The sequence below is a fragment of the Nocardioides sp. T2.26MG-1 genome, from assembly GCF_950101795.1.
Taxonomy (GTDB): Bacteria; Actinomycetota; Actinomycetes; order Propionibacteriales; family Nocardioidaceae; genus Nocardioides.
In genome coordinates this window covers 150,454-171,355 of the sequence record NZ_CATNLZ010000033.1, presented here as the reverse complement: position 1 = coordinate 171,355, position 20,902 = coordinate 150,454, and the positions used below count along the sequence as shown (strand labels likewise).

Here is a 20,902-nt window from a genome sequence, read left to right as displayed (position 1 = left end):
ATGACGATCTCGGGAGGTGCGGCCGGATGCGAGCCACGATCCGCGACGTCGCCCGCCAGGCCGGCGTCTCGATCGCCACCGTCTCGCGGGTGATGCGGGACTCCGAGACGGTCCGACCCGAGACCCGCGACCGGGTGCTCGCCGCGGCCGGCGACCTCGAGTTCGTCCCCAGCCACCTCGGCCGCCAGCTCGCCGAGCGCCGCCACGCCGCCAACGGCATCGTGTTCCCCGACCTCTCCGGTCCCTACTACGCCGAGGTGGTGCTCGGTTACGAGGCCGTCGCCGCCGAGCTGGGCCGCTCGGTGCTGATCCTCTCCACCCGTGGCCGCGATGACGCCGACGACGCCGTCCGTGCGATGGCCGAGCGGTGCGACGGTCTCGTGGTGGTCTCGGGCCGGACCGTCGACGACGACGTGGTCGCCCGGCTCGCGGCCCGCGGCACCTCGCTGGTGCTGGTCGCCCGGCCGCCGGTCGACACCGTCGACTCCGTCAACGCCGAGAACGACGCCAGCGCCCGCGCGCTCACCCGCCACCTCCTGGACCTCGGCGCGCGACGCCTGGTCTTCGTCGGCGACCCCTCGACCTCGCCCGACGTGGCCGAGCGCCTGCACGGGGTCCAGGAGGCTCTCACCGAGGCGGACGTCGCCGCGGACGTCGAGATCCGGCACGTGCAGAACCTCGACGAGCAGTGCGGTGCCGAGGTCGTCGGCGACTACCTCGGCCGGGCGCTGCCCGACGCCTTCGTCTGTGCCAACGACGAGCTGGCCCTCGGCATGCTCGGCCGGCTGCGCGCCGCCGGCGTCGATCTCCCCAGCCGGGTCCGGGTCACCGGCTGGGACGACGTGATGGCCGCGCGGTACGCCGGCCTCACGACCGTGCGCCAGCCGATGCGCGAGCTCGGTGCTACCGCCGCCCGGCTGCTCGACGAGCTGATCTCGGGCACGCGCACCCATCCACGCCACGAGCTGCTCCCCACCCAGCTCGTGGTCCGCACCAGCACCACTCTCGGGAAGGAAACCCCATGAAACCCCCCAGGAAAGCCCAGACCATCACCATCGCCTGTCTCGCCGCCGCGAGCCTCGCGCTCACCGCCTGCGGGCGCAGCGACGACCAGGGCGCCGGCGGCGAGGACCAGAGCGGCGCGGTCGACAGTGGCAAGGCCAAGGGCACGATCGAGGTCTGGGCGATGGGCACCGAGGGCGAGATGCTCGGCGACTTCGTCCAGGACTTCGAGACCGACAACCCCGACGCCAAGGTCAAGGTCACCGCCGTCCCCTGGGAGTCCGCGCACGACAAGCTCTCGACCGCCATCGCGGCCGGCGAGGGCCCCGACGTCAGCCTGATCGGCACCACCTGGATGGGCGAGTTCGCCGAGGCCGGCGGGCTGATGCCGACCCCCGAGGGCCTGGTCGACGAGGGCGACTTCTTCCCCGGCGCCTGGGGGTCGACCGAGGTCGGCGGCACGTCGTACGGCGTGCCCTGGTACGTCGAGACCCGCGTCCTCTACTACCGGACCGACCTGGCGAAGAAGGCCGGCTGGGACCAGGCGCCGACCAGCTGGGACGAACTGAAGCAGTTCGCGAAGGACCTGCAGAGCAAGGGCGGCGCGAAGTACGGCCTGAACCTCCAGCCCGGCCAGACCGGGTCGTGGCAGACGATGCTGCCGTTCGCGTGGAGCAACGGCGCGAGCCTCACCAACGAGGACGGCACGGAGTACACCATCGACTCTCCCGAGATGGCGGAGGCGCTCGACTACTACACCTCCTACTTCGACGAGGGCCTCTCGATGGACCGCACCCTCGACCCGGGTGAGCTCGAGAGCGGCTTCGCCGACGGCACGGTGGGCGCGTTCATCTCCGGGCCGTGGCACACCGGCCTGGTCGAGGACGCCGGGGTGTCCCAGGACCAGTACGCGCTGGCGCCGATGCCGAGCCCCGACGGCGACGGCATCGGCACCTCGTTCGTCGGCGGCGGCGACCTCGCGGTCTTCGCGGACTCCGACAACCCCGACGGTGCGTGGAAGCTCGTGCAGTGGCTCTCCGAGCCGGAGACCCAGCAGGCGTTCTACGAAGCGGTCGGCGACCTGCCCTCGGTCCAGGCGGCCTGGGACAGCGGCAAGCTCTCCACCGACCCGCAGCTGCAGGTCTTCGGCGAGCAGCTCGACCACGCCCAGGCCCCACCGTCCGTTCCCACCTGGGAGCAGGTCGCCGGCGAGATCGACAGCCTGGTGGAGCAGGCGTCGCGCGGGGGCATGTCCGGCGAGGACGCGGTCAAGGAGATGCAGTCCAAGGCGCAGTCGATCGGCACCGGTCTCTGAGATGTCCCGACTGGCTCGGCAACGGGTCGTCCACGACCCCACCCGGCGCGGCCAGGCCGTCGCCGGGTGGGTCCTGGCCTCGCCGTTCGTCGTGCTGTTCCTGGTGTTCACCGCCGGCCCGGTGCTCGCCAGCCTCGGCATGAGCTTCACCGACATGCGCATCACCGACATCCGCCAACCGTTCTCGGTGGAGTTCGTCGGCCTCGCCAACTACAGCGACCTCGTCCAGGACCCCCTGTTCCGCAAGGTCACCGTCAACACGCTTCTCTACCTGGTTCTCGGGGTGCCGCTGACGATGGCGATCGCGCTCGCGGTGGCGGTCGGGCTCAACGGGCTGAGCCGCTCGCGCGGCTTCTTCCGGGTCGGCTTCTATCTCCCCGTGGTGACCAGCATCGTCGCGGTCTCGGTGGTGTGGAAGTACATCCTCCGCGACGAGGGCGGCCTGCTGAACGCCGTGCTCGACGTCGTCGGCATCGACGGTCCGGGCTGGCTCGACTCGACCACGACCGCGCTGCCGTCGCTGGTCGTGATGGCCGCCTGGCGCAACTTCGGGACGCTGATGGTGATCTTCCTGGCCGGCCTGCAGACCGTGCCGCGCGAGCAGGTCGAGGCCGCCGAGGTCGACGGCGCCACCGCGTGGCGCCGGTTCCGCTACATCACGCTGCCGGCGCTGCGCCCCGTGCTGCTCTTCGGTGCGGTGATCACCGGCATCGGCTACCTCCAGTTCTTCGAGGAGGCGTTCGTGATGACCAAGGGCGGACCGCTCGACGCGACTCGGTCGGTCACGTACTTCACCTACGACCAGTTCGGCTACGGCAACTACGGCTACGCCGCGGCCGCCAGCTACCTGCTGTTCCTGGCGATCGTGCTGCTCACCTTCCTCCAGTTCCGCCTGCTGCGGACCAAGGACTGATCCCGATGACCCAGACCATGGACGTGCCGGCCCCGGCGGTGTCGGGGGAGAGCCCGCCCAAGCAGCGCCGCGGCGCCGACGGGGTGCGCACCCCGGGCTGGCTGTACGTCGTGATGGCGCTCGGGCTGTTCCTCGTGGTGATCCCGTTCCTCTGGATGGTGGTCTCGTCGTTCAAGCCCGAGTCCGAGGTGCGTGCCGTCCCGCCCACCTGGTGGCCGCAGGAGGTGACGACCGAGAACTACGACCAGCTGTTCACCCGGCTCGACTTCCCGACGTACCTCCTCAACTCCGCGATCGTCGCGATCGCGGTGACCCTCGGCAACCTGGTGTTCTGCTCGATGCTGGGCTACGCCCTGGCCAAGCTGGAGTTCCCGGGCAAGCGGGTGCTGTTCGCGCTGGTGCTCGGCACGCTGATGGTGCCCGGTGTCGTGACGTTCGTGCCGCTGTTCGTGCTGACCACCAACCTCAACCTCACCAACACGCTGCCCGGCATGATCCTGCCGTTCCTCGCCGGCCCGTTCGGCGTCTTCCTCATGCGGCAGTACGTCCTCGGCCTGCCCGACGAGCTGATCCAGGCCGCCCGGGTCGACGGCGCCGGCGAGCTGACGATCTTCGCCCGGGTGATCATGCCGCTGTGCGGGCCGGCGCTCGCGACGCTCGGCGTGCTGACGTTCCTCACGTCCTGGAACAACTTCCTCTGGCCGCTGGTCGTCGCCCAGTCCGAGGACAAGTTCACGCTGCCGGTCGCGCTCGCGCTGTACGCCGTCGGCCAGAACGCCACCCAGTACGGCTTGCTGCTCGCCGGCTCGGTGGTCGTCGTCATCCCGGTGCTCGTGGTCTTCCTGCTCCTGCAGCGCTTCATCATGCAGGGCGTCGCGATGACCGGCATCAAGTAGTCCCCAACCAGTCAGGAGATCCCCATGCGCAACTCGGTGCGCATCATCCTGGTCGCGCTCGTCGCGGCCACCCTCCTCGTGCCGCCTGCCGCCAGCGGGGTTTCGAGGCTCGGCGCTGGCGCGCCTCGCACCTCAACCGCCGCTGGGCTCGGCGCTGGCGCGCCTCGCACCTCAACCGCCGCTGGGCTCGGCGCTGGCGCGCCTCGCACCTCAACCGCCGCTGGGCTCGGCGCTAGCGCGCCTCACACCTCAACCACCGGTGGCTTCACGACAGGCGCCAGGGCGCCTTCCTCAACCACCGGTCAACACCGCACGCTCGAGCGGTACGTTGCGGACACGTGGCGCTCGGTCGCCGCGATGGTCGACCCGCACACCGGCCTGCCGGCCGACAACGTCGGCGGCGACCTCGCCGCCGACACCCGCGCCGGCTACACCTCGCCCACCAACATCGGCGCCTACCTGTGGAGCACGGTCGCGGCCCGCGACGTCGGGCTGATCGGCTCGCGTGACGCCCACCAGCGGCTGGCGCGCACGATCCACACGGTCGCGGGGCTGGAGCGGCACGACGCCTCGGGCATGTTCTACAACTGGTACAGCCCCACCACGGGGGAGAAGCTGCGGACGTTCCCGACCGACGGGAGCACGATCAAGCCGTTCCTGTCCAGTGTCGACAACGGCTGGCTCGCCACCGCCCTGCTGCTGGTCTCGCGCGCCGAGCCGTCGCTGAAGAAGCAGGCCGACGCGATCCGCGACGGCATGGACTTCGGCTGCTACTACAACCCGGCCGAGGGACAGCCCGGCACGATCCCGGGCGGCCAGATCCGGGGCGGCTTCTGGGACGAGGACCCGCACGAGTCCGCCGCGGTCCCAGGCGACTACTGCGGGATGGGCACGGACGTCTGGTACACCGGCCACCACTACGGTGCGTTCAACACCGAGCCGCGGATGGCGTCGTACCTCGGCATCGCCGCCGGGCAGATCCCCGACAAGCACTACTACGGCACGTTCCGCACGTTCCCCGACGACAACTGCGACTGGTCGTGGACCGAGACCAAGCCGGTCGGCGAGTGGCGCACCTACACGGTCGACGGGGAGAGCATCGACGTGTTCGAGGGCGCGCTGCCGTACCGCGGCATGCACATCGTGCCGACCTGGGGCGGCAGCATGTTCGAGGCGCTGATGGTGCCGCTGTTCGTGCCCGAGGAGACCTGGGGCCCGCGCTCGTGGGGACGCAACCACCCGCTGTACGTGCGCGGCCAGATCGAGCACGGTCTGCAGGAGGCCGGCTACGGCTACTGGGGATTCTCGCCGTCCAACAACCCCGCGGGCGGCTACCGCGAGTACGGCGTCGACCAGCTCGGGATGGACGGGGCCGGCTACACCTCCGACCAGGAGCGGACCACGGTCGACCAGCCCTACGAAGGTTGCCGCGAGGGCTCGCCCGCCCCGACGTCGTACGGCGACGGCGTGGTCACCCCGCACGCGTCGTTCCTCGCCCTCCGCTATGCGCCGCAGGCGGCGCTGGCCAACCTCGCCAAGCTGGCCCGCGACTTCGACGCCTACGGCCCCGGCGGGTTCTACGACGCGGTCGCGGTGCGCAGCGGCCAGGTCTCGAAGCGCTACCTCTCGCTCGACCAGGGCATGGTGATGGCGGCGCTCGGGAACGCACTCGCCGGTGACGACATGCGGCGCTACGTCGCCCGGGGTGCGCTCGAGCGGCACCTGCGCCCGCTGATGGAGCAGGAGGTCTTCGCCCGATGACGGACGGTTCCCAGCACGATGCACGGAGCGACTGGGAGTCGCGCATCGGCCAGCGCACCGGCGTCTCCTTCGCCGGCAACGCCCCACGCCTCGACCCACCCGACGGGCTGGTCGCGGTGGCCGGGGGAGCGCAGGTGACGCTCGACTGGAAGCCGGTCGAGGGCGCGGTCGGCTACCAGGTGCACGTCGCCGACGGGCCCGACGGCCCGTGGGCCGAGCTCGACCACGCCGGCCGTGACGTGCTCGCCATCCCGCACCCGCCGTACGTCGACACCACGGGCACGCCCGGCCGGGAGCGGTGGTACGCCGTGTCCTCGCTGTCCGACGTCCACGTCCAGGGTCCGCACTCCGCGGCGGTCTCGGCCGCGCCGCTCGCGTCGGCCGGCCCGGTGACGGTCGTGGTCGACGCGGGCTCCGACCTCGGCGAGCTGCCCCGGCCGTGGCGGCCGATGATCGGCAGCGAGCACCTCTCCCACGCCCTGTCGACCGACACCACGGGTGGGCGGGTCGTGGGCGAGGAGTTGACCTCGGCGTTGCGCGCCGCCCACGAGGAGCTCGGGGTCACGCACGTGCGGGCGCACGGGATCCTCTGCGACGACCTCGCGGTCTACCGCGAGGACAACGACGTCCCGGTCCACGACTTCTCGGGCGTGGACCGGGTCTACGACCACATCCGGTCGCTGGGCCTCTACCCGGTCGTCGAGGTCTCGTTCATGCCGCGCGACCTGGCCAGCGACCCGGCCACGACCGTGTTCGACTACGGCGCGATCGTCTCGCCGCCGAAGGACTGGGGCCGCTGGCACGACCTGGTCCGCGACCTCGCCGCGCACCTGCTGGAGCGCTACGGCGCCGAGGTCGTCCAGCACTGGTCCTTCGAGGTGTGGAACGAGGCCAACCTCGAGGTGTTCTGGTCGGGCACACCCGAGGAGTACCTCCGGCTGTACGACGTCACCGTGGCCGCTGTCCGCTCGGTCGACGAGCGACTGGTCGTGGGCGGGCCTTCCTCGGCGGCCGCCGGTTGGGTCGAGGAGCTGCTAGCCCACGCCGAGGAGACCGGCGTTCCGGTCGACTTCGTCTCCACCCACACCTACGGCTCGCCGCCGCTGGACTTCCGCCCGACGCTGGCGCGCTACGGGCGCGCGGGCACGCCGATCTGGTGGACGGAGTGGGGGGTGACCCCGACTCACTTCAACGAGGTCAGCGACGCGGTGTTCGCCGGCACGTTCCTGCTGCGTGGGATGGCCTCGGCGATGGGCCGGATCGAGGCGCTGTCCTACTGGGTGGTCTCCGACCACTTCGAGGAGCTCGGCCGGCCGCCGGCGCTGCTGCACGGCGGCTTCGGGCTGCGCACGGTCGGCGAGCTGCGCAAGCCGCGATGGTGGGCGCTGGCGATGCTGGAGCGGCTGGGTCCCCGCCGGCACCGGGTGTCGCTCGAGGGCGATGGCGGCGGCTCGCTGGTGGAGGCGCTTGCCGCCTCCGGGCCCGAGGGCACGACCGTGCTGCTGTGGAACCTCACCCTCGACCAGACCAAGGCCGCCGGGTCGGGGCCGTTGGCCCGCGACGTCCGGGTGGAGCTGAGCGGCCTGGAGCCCGGGGCGACGTACACGCTCACGCACGAGCGCGTCGACCAGCACCACTCCAACGTGGCGGGGGCATGGGGGGCGTTGCGGCGCGAGGGCCAGGACTGGCCCGACGACGAGCAGTGGGCCGCGCTGCGTGAGGCCGACCGGCTGGAGGAGCTCGAGCCGGCCCGGACGGTGACCGCCGACGGCAACGGCGCGGTGGCGGTCGAGGTCCAGCTGCCGATGCCGGCGATGAGCCTGCTCACGCTCGCCTGACCGGGCCCGGTCGAGAGAGGTCAGCGAGCGCGGAGGAGCTCCAGGACCTCGCTCATCTGGCTGCCCAGGGTCTCGACCTTGGTGTCGAGGGAGCCGACCTTGGCGTCGAGGGAGTCGAACCTGCCCTCGAGGGAGTCGAACCTGCCCTCGAGGGAGTCGAACCTGCCCTCGAGGGAGTCGACCTTGGCGCTGAGTGCTCCGACGTCCTCACCGAGCTCGTGCAGGCGGTTGGTGTGGCGGGTCTGGGTGCTCTGGATGCCCATCAGCAGCTCGTAGATCGACTGCACGTCGTTGTCGAGCTGGCGGACCTTGCGTTCGACCTCGGCGGGCGTCATGGGCATGGGCGCCAGACTACGTCCGCGGCACGGGCGCCGCGAGGTCCGTGCCGCGACCTGTGGACAGGCGCTCGCACAGGTCGTTGACGGTTAATCGGAAGCGGATCCTCAGGCTGGGTGGCCACCATGGGGGACATGAACCCACCGTCCGTGCGCCGCCGTTCCCGGCGCGCGCCCCGAGGCCAGGACCTGGAGGCGCGCCTGGCCGAGCTGCGCCGCCGCCAGCAGGCCCAGGTCGAGCTCGACCTGCGGCTCCTGCGGCGCTGATCGGCCGGTCCAGTCCGCGGCCGCGATTCCCGGTATGGGGTGCGCCGGGCACCTGGGGCCCTTAGCCTCTGACCCATGACCGAGAGCAATGATCCGACCCCTGTCAGCCCCGAGAGCTCGACTGTTCCGCCGCCCTTCGGCGAGGCCACGCCCGCACCCGCGGCGCCGGCCGCCCCGGCGTACGCCGGCCCCTCCCACGCAGCCCCGGCCGCCGGACCGATCGGTCAGGTCCGCAGCACCGGCACCTGCATCCTGCTGAGCATCGTCACGCTCGGCATCTACGGCTGGTTCTGGTACTACAAGACCCACGAGGAGATGAAGCAGCACACCGGTGAGGGCATCGGCGGCGCGGTCGCGCTGATCCTGGCGATCTTCGTCAGCATCGTGATGCCGTTCCTGTCCTCCAACGAGGTCGGCAAGCTCTACGAGCGCCGTGGCCAGAAGGCCCCGGTCACCGCGATGACCGGCCTGTGGTTCCTGCTGCTGGGCTGGTTCTTCCTGGTCGGCGCGATCGTGTGGTTCGTGAAGACCAACAACGCGCTCAACGAGTACTGGAAGTCGCAGGGCGCCCCGGCCTGACCCACCCTCACCGCTGGACACCGCCGGTCTCGGCGGACAGCATCAGCAGCCGGGTGAGCAGGTCCGCGGCCAGCGCGACCTCGGCGCGCTGACCCGTCACCAACAGGTCGACGAGCAGACCCCGGGCGGCGCCGAGGGCGAGACGCGCATGCGTCTCGGCCTCGGCCTCGGGGACGCCGAGCTCGAGACACAGGGCCGTCACCGACGGCAACCACGCCGCGATCAGCTCCTCACGCAGGACGGCGGCGTGCGCCTTGCCCTGCATGGCGTGTGCCGCGAGCTCGAAGAACAGCGGGCCGTACCGCAGCGTCGCCTCGACCGTCTGCTCCCAGTACGTCGCGGCCGCCTCGCGGGGCGGCAGCCCGGCGTCGTACGTCGCGGTCATCAGCGCGCGCTGCCGCGCCTCGACCTCGCGCGTGACCTCGGCGAGCAGCCCCTCGCGCGACCCGAAGTGGTAGATCAGCATCCGATGGCTGGTGCCCACCGCAGTGGCGATCGCCCGCAGGCTGGTGTCGCCGACTCCGTGGTGGCCGAAGTGGATGATCGTCGCGTCGAGGAGGCGCTCGCGCGGGCCCACGCCCGGCGTCACGCGGCCGGGCTGCCGGTGACGCGCGCGGCCAGGCTCAGGGCCTCGAGCTCGATGTAGCGCTGGGTGAGCCGGCGCCACACCAGGGCGGCGACGGCACCCATCGGCCCGGCCTGCTCGATGCCGAGCGTGACCGTGCTGCCGGTGCCGTCGGCGACCACCTCGTGCCGGCCGATCGTGCGCATCCCGGGGCCGCTCGCCTCCCAGGTGAAGCGCCGCCCGGCCACGAGCTCGGTCACCTCCCAGGTCGCCTTCGGCAGCCGCGGCTGCCGCACCTCGGCCCGGGAGCCGACCGCGAACGGCCCGTCGTCGAGGCGGTGCACGCTGTCGATGGTCGGGGTCCACTCCGGCCAGCGGGCGACGTCGACGAGGACCTCCCAGACCCGGTCGGGGGAGGCGTCGACATGGCGGGAGGTGGTGAACACGCGCAACATGTACCAAATGGTACATAGATCGCCGTCGGCCGTCGAGGCCTACCTGCGCTGAGCGAGCACCTCGATCTCGTCGCTCAGCCGGGCGCCCCGCAGCAGCTCCAGGTCGTCACCCGACCAGAACCTCCCGGGGTCGTAGTAGTTGGTGGGCCGGCGGCCGTCGAGCAGGCCCATCGCGGTGTACGTCGCCGCCACCACCTCGGCGCAGTAGGTCAGCTCGGCCGGCGCCGGGCGGCGGACCCGGCCGCGCGCCCACCGGCCGATCAGGGCGGCGGTGGGCGGAAACGGGGTGCCGTCCAGGCGCGCGATCGTCTGCAGCACCGCGTCCTCCATGGTCGGGGTGACCGACGCGTCGAGCTGGCGCAGCCAGGCCCGCTGCTCGTAGCGGCCGGTCCACTGCTCCACCGCGGAGCGCAGGTCGTGCAGCTGCACGCCGCGGTGGTGGCTGTGGGTCCAGACGTCCAGCAGGCCCTTGCCGAGCTCGGCGTGCCACATCAGGGGCGGCAGGTCGTCGAGCACGACGGCCATGCCGACGTGGTTGACCGGCGCGTTGGTCAGGACCCGGATAGCGTGGTCTGCGGTCGAACGGCCGCGGAACAGCCAGAGGTCGCCGGTGCGGGTCAGGTCGACGGCCTCCTCGAGCGAGAGCGTGGAGCCGGTCGGGCCGCTCGGGTGCGTCCTGGACGTCATGGAGAGGAGTCCCTCGTGAAGCTGTGGAAGTGGCTCGGGCTGGCAGGGGTGGCCGGGGTGGCCGCCACCGGAGCCATCATCGCGCGCGACCAGCGTCAACGCGCGCAACTGACCCCCGAGGAGGTGCGCGACCGGCTCCGGGAGCGGCTCGACGGCAGCCTCACCCAGGGCGGACCTCCGGACGCACCAACGCCTGGACCAGGTGCACCGGGCCGCTGATCACGCCGATCGCGGAGTCGACGATCCCGACCGTCCGCAGGCATGGATGGCCGGACTGGCGACCGGGCGGGTGCCGGCGTGCGTGGTCACGGCGCCGGCGTCCCTCCCACCGGGAGCGAGGCCGGGTCGGCGCCGCCGAGGTCGAGCCGGAACGGCGGGTACTCGTCGGTCATCAGCGCGGCGTACGCCGCCACGCGCAGCACCCAGCGGTTGAGGCCCAGGACCAGGTCGAACACGCTGTGCGGGTAGCGGCCCGTGAACAGCAGCGCGACCGCGGCGACCAGCACCAGCACGCCGATCAGGCCGGCGCCCCACAGGGCGGGGGAGCTGTCGTCCTGGGTGACGTACCAGCCCGAGCCCATGAAGAACCCGATCACCAGGTAGTGCGGGATCGCCAGCAGCCACCACTTCACGAGGACCAGCCCGCGCGAGAGGTGCTCGGGATAGGCGATCTCGAGGTGGGCGGGATAGTCGGGCTCCTCCCGCAGGGAGAACGGCGGGTAGCGGTCCGTGCCGAGGGCGCTGTAGCTGTAGTAGCCGACCCGCCAGCACCAGCGCAGCACGCCGACGTTGAAGTCGAAGATGCCGCGGGGGTAGCGGCCGGTGAACAGGATCGCGAAGAGCGCGACCACGCTGAGGGCCACGAACGCGATCCAGAGGAAGAACAGCACGATGAAGTGCGGGATCGCCAACAGCCACTTCGCGAGCCACAACCCGCGGTTGAGCGGCTCCTGGAGGGTGGCGTCGACGCGGACGGGATAGGCGTGCGTACTCATGGCACCAGCGTGCTGTCCTGGGACCGCACGGCCCAGAGTCCCGGGTCCGCAGGACGTACGGACCTTGTGCCTCGGGGGTTCGCGTGAGTCGCCGGGGACCGGCACCGGGCAGACATCACTCGCCGCCGGCGGCCGTCGGCGGTCGGTGAACGACGGTCAGCTGTCGCCGCGGGTGACCGGCACCTGCGTGTGCGCACGCTCCTCGCCGAGCGGCACGACGACCTCGAGGATCCCGTCGCGGTAGGTCGCCTGGACCGACGACGAGTCCGCCCCGGCGGGCATCCGCAGACTCCGCGAGAACGAGCCGTAGCGGAACTCGCTGCGGTTCTTCTCCCGGACCTCCTCACGGCGCTCGCCGTGGATCGTCAGGTAGTCGCCCTCGACGCTGACCTCGATGTCCTTGTCGGGGTCGACGCCCGGCAGCTCGGCGCGGACCACGTACGACCCGTCCCGCTCGAAGTCCTCGACCCGCACGAAGCGGTCGCCGTCCCTCAACGCGAGGCTCGGTCCCGACTCCAGCCAGTCGACCATGTCGGCGAGGCGGTTGGAGGCACGTACGGCCATGGTGGACATGCCCTGCTCCTTCCTCTCGTGAGCCTTCTCCTGCACCCTCCACAGTGCTGCGCGGTGACCGCGCTCACCAGGGTCCGGGTGCTCGCGGCGCCCGGGCAGAAGGTCACCGGCGGCCCGGTCAGGGCAGCGGGTCCACCTCGTCGTAGCCGCTGACGCCCGCGGCCAGCAGGCCGAGGTGGTGGTCGCCGTCGCCGAGCAGGTGGTCGAGCGCGGTGAGCCGGCTGGTGTAGCTGCCGACGCTGTACTCGGCCGTCATGCCGATGCCGCCGTGCAGCTGGATCGCCTCCTGGCCGACGTGCCGCCCGGCGCGGCTGACCTGCAGGGAGGCGCGTGACGCCGCCACGGACGTCTCCTCGCCGGAGCCGCCGTCGAGCACCATCGACGCCCACAGCGCCATGCTGCGCGCCAGCTCGAGCGACACGTACATGTCCGCGGAGCGGAACGTCAGCGACTGGAAGGTGTTGAGCGTGACGCCGAACTGCTTGCGGCTCTTGAGGTACGACGCCGTCAGGTCGAGCGCGACCTCCATCAGCCCCACGGCCTCGTTGCAGGCGGCCACCCGCGCGGCGTCGAGGACCCGCGCGATGATGCCGGTCCGGTCCTCGGCGGTGCCGAGCGGCGTGGCCGGTGTCGCATCGAGCACGACCCGGGCGGCGCGCCCGCTGTCGTGGGTGCGGTAGCCGTCGCGTACGACGCCAGGACCGCGCACCACGAACAGCCCGGTCCCGCCGTCGGGGAGCGCGGCACTGACGACGAGCAGGTCGGCGCGGGCGCCGTGCGGCACCGGCTCCTTGACCCCGCTCAGCGCCCACCCGGTCCCGGCGCTCTCGGCGCGCACCGCCTCCGCAGTCGGGGTCCAGCGCGACCCGGGCTCGGCGTGCGCGAACGCGAGCACGAGGTCGCCGGACGACAGCCCGCCGAGCAGCTCGGCCTTCTGCTCCTCAGACCCGGCCGCGGCGACCAGCCCGCCGGCGAGCACCACCGAGGTCAGGAACGGCTCGGGCGCGAGCACGCGGCCGAGCTCCTGGGCGACGATCCCCACCTCGACCGCGCCGGCCCCCATGCCGCCGTACTGCTCCTCGAACGGCAGCCCGAGCACGCCCATCTCGGCGAGCTGGAGCCAGACGGTCTCGCTGAACCCGGGGTCCTCGGCCACCGCCCGGCGGCGGTTCTCGTAGTCGGAGTAGGCCTTGCCGACCAGGCCGCGCACGGCCTCGCGCAGGGCCTGCTGCTCGTCGTCGTAGGTGAAGTCCATGTCGGTTCCTCTCCGGCGCTCTCAGAGTCCGAGGATCGTGCGGGCGATGATCTGGCGCTGCACCTCGTTGGAGCCGCCGTAGATCGAGGCCTTGCGGAAGTTGAGGTAGACCGGCGTCGAACGGCGTGTCCACCACGGCAGGTCGGAGTCGTCGCCGGCGCCGCTCGCCAGCGAGGCGGGCCCGGCCAGGTCGACCACCAGCTCGGTCACGGCCTGCTGCAGCTCGGTCCCCTTGAGCTTGAGCACCGACGACGCCGGGTGCGGCTTGCCGTCGGCGGAGTGCGCGACCACGCGCAGCGCGGTCAGCTCGAGCGCGAGCAGCTCGTTCTCGAGCTCGGCGACGCGGGCGGCGAGCAGCGGGTCCTCCAGCAGCGGCCCCGCCCACTCCTTGGCCTGGGCCAGGAGCCGCTTGGTCGCGCCGACCGGGGCGACGCCGACCCGCTCGTTGCCGAGCAGGAACTTCGCGTAGTCCCAGGCCCGGTTCTCCTCGCCGACCAGGTTGTCGAGCGGCACCCGGACGTCGGTGAACCACACCTCGTTGACCTCGTGGCCGCCGTCGATCAGCTCGATCGGGCGCACCTCCACCCCGGGGGAGGTCATGTCGATGAGCAGCATCGAGATGCCGGCCTGCTTCTTGGCCTCGGGGTCGGTGCGCACCAGCATGAAGATCCAGTCGCCGTACTGCCCGAGCGTGGTCCAGGTCTTCTGCCCGTTGACGACGTACTCGTCGCCGTCGCGGACCGCGGTGGTGCGCAGCGACGCGAGGTCGGAGCCGGCGTCGGGCTCGGAGAAGCCCTGCGACCACCAGATGTCGAGGTTGGCCGTCGCCGGCAGGAACCGCTGCTTCAGCTCCTGCGAGCCGAACTGCGCGATCACCGGCCCGATCATCGTGGCGTTGAACGCGAGCGGCGCCGGCACGAACGCCCGCTGCATCTCCTCGTGCCAGATGTGGCGGCGCAGCGGCGACCAGTCGCGGCCGCCCCACTCGACCGGCCAGTTCGGTACCGCGAGGCCGTGCTCGTTGAGGATCCGCATGCTCGTCACGAGGTGGTCCTTGGTCAGCTCGCGCTGGTCCCGGACCGCGTCGCGGATCTCCTGGGGGATCTCGGTGGTGAAGAACTCCCGCATCTCGTCGCGGAACTCGGCGTCCTCCGCCGACAGCGCCAGCTGCATCCGTACCTCCGTTGGTCGGGCGTGGGTGGGGCAGAGGCTACCGGCAGGTACGCCGGGCCGCCCGGTGCGTCGCCGCAGCGACGCCCTCCGCGCTGCCTAGGCTGGTCGGGTGCGCCGACTCATCCCCTCTCCCGCGATGCTCGTGGCCTGCCTGGCCCTCGTGCTCTCGATGGGCGGGGTCAGCTATGCAGCCACCCGGATCGGCACCAAGGACATCGCCAACAGCGCGATCACCAGCGTGAAGATCAAGGACGGCGCGGTGAACCCCGCCGACCTGAGCGCCGGCTCGCGCGCTGCCCTGTCGGTGCGCGCCTACGCCTACGTCCCGTGGGACGGCACCGTGGACCTCGACCCGGCCCGCAGCCGCGGCTTCGCCTCGGTCACCAAGCCCGCCACCGGCGTCTACTGCCTGACCTTCACCGACCCGTCCCTCGACCCGGCCACGGTGGCCCCCGTGGTGACGGTCGACTGGGACAAGTCCGCCGGCGCCAACCTCACGGCCTACGTCAGCGTGTCCGCACACGACTGCCCCGCGGGCAGCGACCTCGGCGTGCGGACGTTCTCGTTCACGGCCGGCAAGCCCTACAAGCCCTCGGACACGGTCGGGTTCACGGTCTTGGTGCCCTGACGGCGTGCGTCCGGCCCGGTCTGGGTACGAGCGCGCCATGTCCGCTCTCGACGCTCCGGCGCACGCCCTGGCCTCGGCCGGTGGGACGCTGCTCGCCGCCACCACCCGCGCGGTGGCCGCGGTGCGGCCCGCCGCCAAGCCGCTGCACCCGCGCGGGGAGGTGACCCAGGGCCGGGTGTTCCGCACCGGTGCCGTGCCGGCGACCGGCGTCGCGTGGCTCGACGAGCCCGGGGTGGACGACGTCCTGGTCCGGCGCTCTCGCGCGATCGGGCTGCCCGGGTCCGTGCCGGACATCCACGGCCTCGCGGTGCGGGTGCCGCGGCCCGATGGAGGGTATGGCGACCTGCTGCTCGCCTCCACGGGGTGGGGCCGGCTGACCCGCTTCCTGCTCACCGCGAGCCGGTCGCCGCGGCACCGCCCGATGACCACGCTGCTGCCCTACCGCACCGGCCGCGGTCCGCTGCTCCTCGGCGCCCGGGCGACCGGCGAGGAGTCCTTCGAGCTGGCCGTGGCCACCCCCGAGGGCGAGTGGGCCCGCTTCGCCGAGCTGCGGCTCTCGGCGCTGCCCGCCGACGACCCCGACATCTCGTTCGACCCGGTGACGAACCAGCTCCCCGGGCTCGAGCAGTACGACGCGGTCGAGCGGTTGCGGGAGCCGTCGTACCAAACTGCTCGTGGCACCCGCTCCGAATAGTGTCGTGACCCGCGCCCAGCTGATCGACAACAGCGTGCCCCGCCGCCCGTCCGGGGTGGTGCTGGTGCTGCACGGCGGCGCCAGCCGGACGGGCCGGCCCGAGGTGAGCCCCGCCCAGCTGTCCGTGCTGCGGATGCTGCCGGTCGCGGGCCGGATCGCTCGCGCCGGCCGGGGCCGGCTCGCGGTGCTCCGCCTGCTGAACTCCTCCCGTGGCTGGGACGCCGCGCACACCCCGGTCGACGACGTGGCCTGGGCCATGGCGCGGGTCCGCGAGCGGCTCGGCGACCTGCCCGCCTGCCTGGTCGGGCACTCCCTCGGCGGCCGCGCCGCGCTGCTCGCCGCCGGCGAGCCGGAGGTCCGCGGGGTCGTGGCGCTCAACCCGTGGCTCTACCCGGACGACCCGCGCGTGCCGGTCGACCTCGCCGGCCGCCGGGTGCTGTTCGTCCACGGCACCGACGACCGGGTCGCGCCACCGGAGCGGTCCCGGCTGGTGGCGAGCAGGCTCGAGCGGCGCAGCGACGTCACGTCCGTCGAGTACGTCGAGGTGCCGGGCGGCCGGCACGCGATGCTGCGCCACGGCGCGGCGTTCGAGCGTGCGGCCGCGGACTTCGCCGTCGACACCCTGCTCGGTGGGTCGGAGCTCAGGCCTGCTGCTCTGCGCGCACCGCGGCGGCGGCCTCGTCGATGATCTCCCGCATCGCCCGCTCGGCCGTGGCGCCGTCGCCCAGGCGGATCGCCCGGGCGACCTCGTCGTGCAGCGCGATCGCCTCCGGCTTGGGCCGGTCCGGCATCATCCCGTGGTGGGTGCGCCCGCGGAGCACCTCCTCGACGACGTCGTCGAGCGCCCGGAGCATCTCGTTGCCGCTGGCCGCGAGCAGCGTGCGGTGGAACAGCGCGTCCGCCCTCAGGTAGGCGTCCAGGTCGCCCGAGCGTCCGTGGACGACCATGTCCGAGACGGCCGCGGCCAGGACCCGGCACTGCTCGCCGTCCGCCCGCTCGGCGGCCAGCGACGCGGCGACCGGCTCGATGCCCCGGCGCAGCTCGGAGAGCGAGAGCAGCTGCTCGGTGCGGTCGCCCCCGTCGAGTCGCCACCGGATCACCCGGGGGTCGAAGACGTTCCACCGGTGCCGGGGCTGGATCGTGATGCCCACGCGACGGCGGGAGGCGACCAGGCCCATCGACTCCAGCACCCGGATCGCCTCGCGGGCGACGCTGCGCGAGACGGCGTAGTCGGCGCCGACGCCCTCGAGGGTCAGCACCTGCCCGGTCGCGAGCGAGCCCGAGGCGATCCGCGCCCCGAGGGCGGACAGCACGCTGGCGTGCTGGCCGGCGGGCGGGGTCGTGGTCACGCAAACATCATCCCACCGTGACGTGGGTGCATGAATAGTCAGCCGATTGCAAGATGGGTATTGCAAAAGTATGACGAATGAGTGCACCATGTGAGGGCAGCCACACGCTGGCCCCCGTCCTCAGGGAGTACCCCATGTCCCACCACCCATCCGGTCCCCTCGTCGTGATGGGCGTGTCCGGTTCGGGCAAGTCCACGATCGGCGCCGCGCTCGCCCAGCGGCTCGGCGTCCCGTTCGTGGACGCCGACGACCTCCACCCCGAGAGCAACATCGCCAAGATGTCGCGCGGGGAGCCGCTGGACGACGACGACCGGTGGCCCTGGCTGGAGGCCATCGGCCGCTGGCTGGCCGACCATCCTGACGGCGGGGTCGTGAGCTGCTCGGCGCTGAAGCGGAAGTACCGCGACCAGCTGCGCGGGCACGCGGCCGGGCTGAGGTTCCTGCACCTGCACGGCGGCCGTGAGGTCATCGAGCGCCGCCAGGCCAGCCGGCCCGGGCACTTCATGCCCGCCTCGCTGCTCTCGTCGCAGTTCGCGACGCTCGAGCCGCTCGCCCCCGACGAGGACGGAGTCGTGATCGACGTCGACCAGAGCGTCGACCAGATCGTCCAGGCCTACGTCGACCAGCTCCCCGACGGAGCCGGCACCACCCCCCAGGAGGAGAACTGATGTCCGCACTGTCCGCCGTGCTGCCCCTGGCCGGCACCGACCTCGTCGAGCCGGTCGCGGCCGGCTGGCAGCTGATCACCGCGGCCCTGGTCGCGATCGCGCTGCTGGTCGTGCTGATCACCGTGCTCAAGGTGCACCCGTTCGTCGCGCTGATCCTGGGCGGCCTGACCGTCGGCATCATCGCCGGGCAGAACGTCAACGGCGTCATCACCTCGCTCACGACCGGCTTCGGGTCCACCGCGGCCGGGGTGGGGGCCCTGATCGCGCTGGGCGCGATGTTCGCGATCCTGCTCGCCGACTCCGGGGGCGCCGACCAGATCGTCGACACGATCGTCGGTCGTGCGTCGGGGCGCGCGCTGCCGTGGGCGATGGCCGCGGTCGGCGCGATCATCGGGCTGCCGATGTTCTTCGAGATCGGCCTCGTGCTGCTGATGCCGGTGATCTACCTGGTGGCCCGGCGGGCGCAGGTCTCGCTGATCACCGTCGGCATCCCGGCGCTCGCCGGCCTGTCGGCGATGCACGGCTTCGTGCCGCCGCACCCCGGCCCGGTCACCGCGATCGACTACCTGGGCGCCGACCTCGGCGTCACCCTCGGGCTGGGCATCCTGGTCGCGGTGCCGACGATCATCGTCGCCGGCCCGCTGTTCGGCACGATCGCGGGTCGCTGGGTGGTCGTCGAGCCGCCGCACACCTGGGAGGCCGAGGAGCGTGACACCACCCAGCGCCCCTCGTTCGGCGTCACCATCGCCACCGTGCTGCTGCCGATCGTGCTGATGCTCGGCAAGGCCGTCCTCGACATCGTGATCAACGACTCCGAGGACACCGTCCAGCAGGTCGGGGACGTGATCGGCAACCCGTTCATCGCGCTGCTGATCGCGGTCCTCGTCGCGATGTACACCTTCGGCTTCCGCGCCGGGATGGACAAGGACCGAGTGTCCGAGACCATCGGGCGGGCCCTGCCGCCGATCGCGGGCATCCTGCTGATCGTGTCCGCGGGCGGGGGCTTCAAGCAGGTGCTGGTCGACACCGGCATCGGGACGCTGCTCGCCGACTGGGCCACCGACGCGAACGTCTCGGTGCTGCTGCTCGCCTGGGTCGTCGCGGTGCTGATCCGCCTGGCCACCGGCTCCGCCACCGTGGCCACGATCACCGCCAGCTCGCTGATGATCGCGCTCGTGGAGGGCATGTCGACCGGCGAGACCTCGCTCGTGGTGCTCGCCGTCGGCGCCGGCTCGCTGTTCTTCTCCCACGTCAACGACGCCGGGTTCTGGCTGGTCAAGGAGTACTTCGGCATGAGCGTCGGCCAGACCATCAAGACCTGGTCGCTGATGGAGACCGTGCTGTCGGTGACCGGACTCGTGGTCGTGCTGTTCCTCGGCATCTTCATCTAGGGACGGCATCGAGAAGCCGTGCGGCGCCCCGACCGGAATCGGGGCGCCGCGTGCTGCGTTGACACCCACATGAGCGAGAAGCAGGTGCTGGTGCCCGACGAGCGGCACCCGATCACGGTCACCCCCACCGACGGGCGGGTCGTCGTCACGGTCGGTGAGCGCACGGTGGCCGACACGACGGCCGCGCTGACCCTGCAGGAGGCGAGCTATCCGGCGGTGCAGTACGTGCCGCTGGCCGACGTCGACCCGCAGGTGCTCGAACGCACCGACCACGCGACGTACTGCCCCTACAAGGGTGACGCGTCCTACTACAGCCTCGTCGTCGACGGGGACACCCGGGCGAACGCCGTGTGGACCTACGAGGCGCCGTACGACGCGGTCGCCGAGATCGCCGGCCACGTGGCGTTCTACCCGGACGCGGCGGACGTGCGGACCTACCCGAGCGCCTCACCGAGCGTGTAGAGGTAGCGGCTGGTCGGCACCAGGTCGAGGTCGCGGTCGGCCCCGATCCGCGCGACGCTGGCCATCAGCTCGGTGAGCCGCCGCTGCAGCTCGGCGTCGTCCCCGCCGCTGCCGTAGAACGCGTGCATGTCGGTGATGCCGGCACTGGGGAACAGCTCCTCGACGAACGCATCCACCCGCGGGGCGCCGTCCGTGACCGGCCCGCGCACGACGTTCTGCACGTAGCCGAACGTCGCCTGCGTGCGGATCGCGACCGGGGTGTGGTCGACCATCCAGCGGCGCAGCCACTCCTCGTGGGTCAGCTCGGCCGGGCGGCGCAGGATCGCGACGTTGCTCAGCGCGTCGGCGCGGCTGCCGTCCCACGCCTCGGGCGGATCCAGCCGCCGGCGCTCGTCGACCCGCCAGCCGTGCACGGCGGTCGCCGCCGTCGCGAGGATCCGGGCGACCGGACCGGGCTCGACGTCCCACACGCTCACGACGGCGGCCACCGGCTCCCCGGTCGGGATCCGCATGGCGGCCGCGACGTGATCGTCGTCGACGTTGACCTGCAGCCGCCGCACGCCGGCCGCGGCGAGCGCCTCGTGCAGCGCCGGGTCGTGGAGGCTGCGCCCCACACCCCACAGCGCGAAGACCAGCTTGTCGCCCGGCACGCCCATGAGCGCACACCGTAGGGCATCAGGCCGAACGTGGCAGCCCGACCTCGTCGAGGGGGAGCGGCACCACGTCGGTGTCGGTGGCCAGGTGCACGACCTCGACGCGCACGCCGGCGGCCCGGCCGGCGGCGTACAGGAACGCCGCCCAGGCCCGGTCGTCCGGGACGACGCCGCCGGCGCCGGGGCGCGAGCGCAGGAACGCGAAGCTGCCGCCGGGGTCGTCGGCGTCGAGGTGGCGCAGGAGGTCGCCGAACGGCTCCGGCTCCTCGGGGGCGAGCTCGGCCTCGGCGATCTCGAGCAGGCTCGGGACGGCCTGCCGGTCGGAGTCCAGGCGGAGCATCCAGATGCTGGCGCCGGCGAAGCCCAGCGGTTGCATCAGCGTGCGCCAGACCAGCTCGAGGTCGGCCTGGGTGCGGACGGTGGGACGGTAGGGGTGATCAGTCATGCT

26 protein-coding genes are annotated in these 20,902 nt (G+C 72.2%); 15 read left to right on the top strand and 11 right to left on the bottom strand.

The window, feature by feature from the left end; all coding sequences use genetic code 11:
* The first annotated feature begins 26 nt into the window (after positions 1–26).
* From QQZ14_RS18915 to QQZ14_RS18890, 6 genes are read left to right on the top strand one after another with little or no spacing between them, the layout of a single operon-like run.
* Positions 27–1,025 carry a LacI family DNA-binding transcriptional regulator gene (locus tag QQZ14_RS18915; protein WP_284535954.1) on the top strand — a complete coding sequence of 333 codons (999 nt, stop codon included), beginning with the start codon at positions 27–29 and terminating at the stop codon, positions 1,023–1,025.
* Positions 1,022–2,317: a sugar ABC transporter substrate-binding protein gene (locus tag QQZ14_RS18910; protein WP_284535953.1), complete on the top strand. Its 1,296-nt coding sequence runs from the start codon at positions 1,022–1,024 to the stop codon at positions 2,315–2,317. Before QQZ14_RS18915 ends, QQZ14_RS18910 begins: the two co-directional genes overlap by 4 nt.
* A gap of 1 nt (position 2,318) precedes the next feature.
* Complete coding sequence (locus QQZ14_RS18905) at positions 2,319–3,230, top strand: carbohydrate ABC transporter permease (RefSeq protein ID WP_284535952.1); 912 nt, start codon at positions 2,319–2,321, stop codon at positions 3,228–3,230.
* Between the two features lie 5 nt (positions 3,231–3,235).
* Complete coding sequence (locus QQZ14_RS18900) at positions 3,236–4,126, top strand: carbohydrate ABC transporter permease (protein WP_284535951.1); 891 nt, start codon at positions 3,236–3,238, stop codon at positions 4,124–4,126.
* 24 nt (positions 4,127–4,150) lie between these two features.
* The gene (locus QQZ14_RS18895; RefSeq protein ID WP_284535950.1) at positions 4,151–5,887 is read left to right on the top strand and encodes a glucoamylase family protein; all 1,737 of its coding nucleotides are present in this window, start codon (positions 4,151–4,153) and stop codon (positions 5,885–5,887) included.
* On the top strand, positions 5,884–7,725 hold the full coding sequence (locus QQZ14_RS18890) for a GH39 family glycosyl hydrolase (protein ID WP_284535949.1): 1,842 nt from the start codon (positions 5,884–5,886) through the stop codon (positions 7,723–7,725). The genes QQZ14_RS18895 and QQZ14_RS18890 overlap by 4 nt, the downstream gene beginning before the upstream one ends.
* Positions 7,726–7,745: 20 nt before the next feature.
* Here the strand turns inward: QQZ14_RS18890 and QQZ14_RS18885 are convergent, their stop codons facing one another.
* Entirely contained in the window at positions 7,746–8,066 is a 321-nt protein-coding gene (locus QQZ14_RS18885) for a hypothetical protein (protein ID WP_284535948.1), read from the bottom strand.
* 129 nt (positions 8,067–8,195) lie between these two features.
* On the opposite strand from QQZ14_RS18885, the gene QQZ14_RS18880 reads away from it, so the two are divergent.
* Positions 8,196–8,327, top strand: coding sequence for a hypothetical protein (locus QQZ14_RS18880; RefSeq protein WP_284535947.1), 132 nt, complete (start codon positions 8,196–8,198; stop codon positions 8,325–8,327).
* 75 nt (positions 8,328–8,402) lie between these two features.
* Positions 8,403–8,906 carry a DUF4234 domain-containing protein gene (locus tag QQZ14_RS18875; RefSeq protein WP_284535946.1) on the top strand — a complete coding sequence of 168 codons (504 nt, stop codon included), beginning with the start codon at positions 8,403–8,405 and terminating at the stop codon, positions 8,904–8,906.
* Positions 8,907–8,913: 7 nt separating this feature from the next.
* On the opposite strand, the gene QQZ14_RS18870 is transcribed toward QQZ14_RS18875, so the two are convergent.
* The 3 genes from QQZ14_RS18870 to QQZ14_RS18860 are packed head-to-tail and all read right to left on the bottom strand — an operon-like array spanning position 8,914 to position 10,613.
* Entirely contained in the window at positions 8,914–9,495 is a 582-nt protein-coding gene (locus tag QQZ14_RS18870) for a TetR/AcrR family transcriptional regulator (RefSeq protein WP_284535945.1), read from the bottom strand.
* The gene (locus QQZ14_RS18865; protein WP_284535944.1) at positions 9,492–9,926 is read right to left on the bottom strand and encodes an SRPBCC family protein; all 435 of its coding nucleotides are present in this window, start codon (positions 9,924–9,926) and stop codon (positions 9,492–9,494) included. The genes QQZ14_RS18870 and QQZ14_RS18865 overlap by 4 nt, the downstream gene beginning before the upstream one ends.
* Positions 9,927–9,965: 39 nt before the next feature.
* Positions 9,966–10,613 carry a hypothetical protein gene (locus QQZ14_RS18860; RefSeq protein ID WP_284535943.1) on the bottom strand — a complete coding sequence of 216 codons (648 nt, stop codon included), beginning with the start codon at positions 10,611–10,613 and terminating at the stop codon, positions 9,966–9,968.
* Between the two features lie 15 nt (positions 10,614–10,628).
* Here QQZ14_RS18860 and QQZ14_RS18855 point away from each other — a divergent pair, with 15 nt between their 5' ends.
* Positions 10,629–10,832 carry a hypothetical protein gene (locus tag QQZ14_RS18855; RefSeq protein WP_284535942.1) on the top strand — a complete coding sequence of 68 codons (204 nt, stop codon included), beginning with the start codon at positions 10,629–10,631 and terminating at the stop codon, positions 10,830–10,832.
* Positions 10,833–10,918: 86 nt separating this feature from the next.
* Here QQZ14_RS18855 and QQZ14_RS18850 read toward each other — a convergent pair whose 3' ends face one another.
* The 4 genes from QQZ14_RS18850 to QQZ14_RS18835 form a co-directional block, all read right to left on the bottom strand.
* Complete coding sequence (locus QQZ14_RS18850) at positions 10,919–11,608, bottom strand: DUF4389 domain-containing protein (RefSeq protein ID WP_284535941.1); 690 nt, start codon at positions 11,606–11,608, stop codon at positions 10,919–10,921.
* 156 nt (positions 11,609–11,764) lie between these two features.
* Positions 11,765–12,181, bottom strand: a complete 417-nt coding sequence (locus QQZ14_RS18845) for an Hsp20/alpha crystallin family protein (RefSeq protein WP_284535940.1) — start codon at positions 12,179–12,181, stop codon at positions 11,765–11,767.
* A gap of 118 nt (positions 12,182–12,299) precedes the next feature.
* Positions 12,300–13,436 carry an acyl-CoA dehydrogenase family protein gene (locus QQZ14_RS18840; RefSeq protein ID WP_284535939.1) on the bottom strand — a complete coding sequence of 379 codons (1,137 nt, stop codon included), beginning with the start codon at positions 13,434–13,436 and terminating at the stop codon, positions 12,300–12,302.
* Positions 13,437–13,457: 21 nt separating this feature from the next.
* Complete coding sequence (locus QQZ14_RS18835) at positions 13,458–14,609, bottom strand: acyl-CoA dehydrogenase family protein (RefSeq protein ID WP_284535938.1); 1,152 nt, start codon at positions 14,607–14,609, stop codon at positions 13,458–13,460.
* Between the two features lie 109 nt (positions 14,610–14,718).
* On the opposite strand from QQZ14_RS18835, the gene QQZ14_RS18830 reads away from it, so the two are divergent.
* Genes QQZ14_RS18830 through QQZ14_RS18820 form a run of 3 tightly spaced genes read left to right on the top strand, consistent with a single transcriptional unit; the run spans position 14,719 to position 16,619 of the window.
* Entirely contained in the window at positions 14,719–15,237 is a 519-nt protein-coding gene (locus QQZ14_RS18830; RefSeq protein ID WP_284535937.1) for a hypothetical protein, read from the top strand.
* A 37-nt stretch (positions 15,238–15,274) separates the two neighbouring features.
* Positions 15,275–15,931 carry a hypothetical protein gene (locus tag QQZ14_RS18825; RefSeq protein ID WP_284535936.1) on the top strand — a complete coding sequence of 219 codons (657 nt, stop codon included), beginning with the start codon at positions 15,275–15,277 and terminating at the stop codon, positions 15,929–15,931.
* 4 nt (positions 15,932–15,935) lie between these two features.
* Entirely contained in the window at positions 15,936–16,619 is a 684-nt protein-coding gene (locus QQZ14_RS18820) for an alpha/beta hydrolase (protein ID WP_284535935.1), read from the top strand.
* Here the strand turns inward: QQZ14_RS18820 and QQZ14_RS18815 are convergent.
* Complete coding sequence (locus tag QQZ14_RS18815) at positions 16,573–17,280, bottom strand: FadR/GntR family transcriptional regulator (protein WP_284535934.1); 708 nt, start codon at positions 17,278–17,280, stop codon at positions 16,573–16,575. The genes QQZ14_RS18820 and QQZ14_RS18815 overlap by 47 nt on opposite strands.
* 134 nt (positions 17,281–17,414) lie before the next feature.
* Between QQZ14_RS18815 and QQZ14_RS18810 the strand changes: the two genes are divergently transcribed.
* The 3 genes from QQZ14_RS18810 (at position 17,415) to QQZ14_RS18800 (ending at position 19,801) form a co-directional block, all read left to right on the top strand.
* The gene (locus QQZ14_RS18810) at positions 17,415–17,948 is read left to right on the top strand and encodes a gluconokinase (protein ID WP_284535933.1); all 534 of its coding nucleotides are present in this window, start codon (positions 17,415–17,417) and stop codon (positions 17,946–17,948) included.
* A complete protein-coding gene (locus tag QQZ14_RS18805; protein ID WP_284535932.1) occupies positions 17,948–19,339 on the top strand; it encodes a GntP family permease in 1,392 nt (463 codons plus the stop codon). Before QQZ14_RS18810 ends, QQZ14_RS18805 begins: the two co-directional genes overlap by 1 nt.
* A 69-nt stretch (positions 19,340–19,408) precedes the next feature.
* Positions 19,409–19,801, top strand: coding sequence for a DUF427 domain-containing protein (locus tag QQZ14_RS18800; RefSeq protein WP_284535931.1), 393 nt, complete (start codon positions 19,409–19,411; stop codon positions 19,799–19,801).
* Here QQZ14_RS18800 and QQZ14_RS18795 read toward each other — a convergent pair.
* Together QQZ14_RS18795 and QQZ14_RS18790 are read right to left on the bottom strand one after the other, a co-directional pair.
* Positions 19,774–20,457: an EthD domain-containing protein gene (locus tag QQZ14_RS18795; RefSeq protein WP_284535930.1), complete on the bottom strand. Its 684-nt coding sequence runs from the start codon at positions 20,455–20,457 to the stop codon at positions 19,774–19,776. The two genes, QQZ14_RS18800 and QQZ14_RS18795, sit on opposite strands and share 28 nt — an antisense overlap.
* A gap of 19 nt (positions 20,458–20,476) precedes the next feature.
* Positions 20,477–20,899 (bottom strand): hypothetical protein, encoded by a 423-nt coding sequence (locus QQZ14_RS18790; RefSeq protein WP_284535929.1) that lies wholly within the window; start codon positions 20,897–20,899, stop codon positions 20,477–20,479.
* Positions 20,900–20,902: the final 3 nt, after the last annotated feature.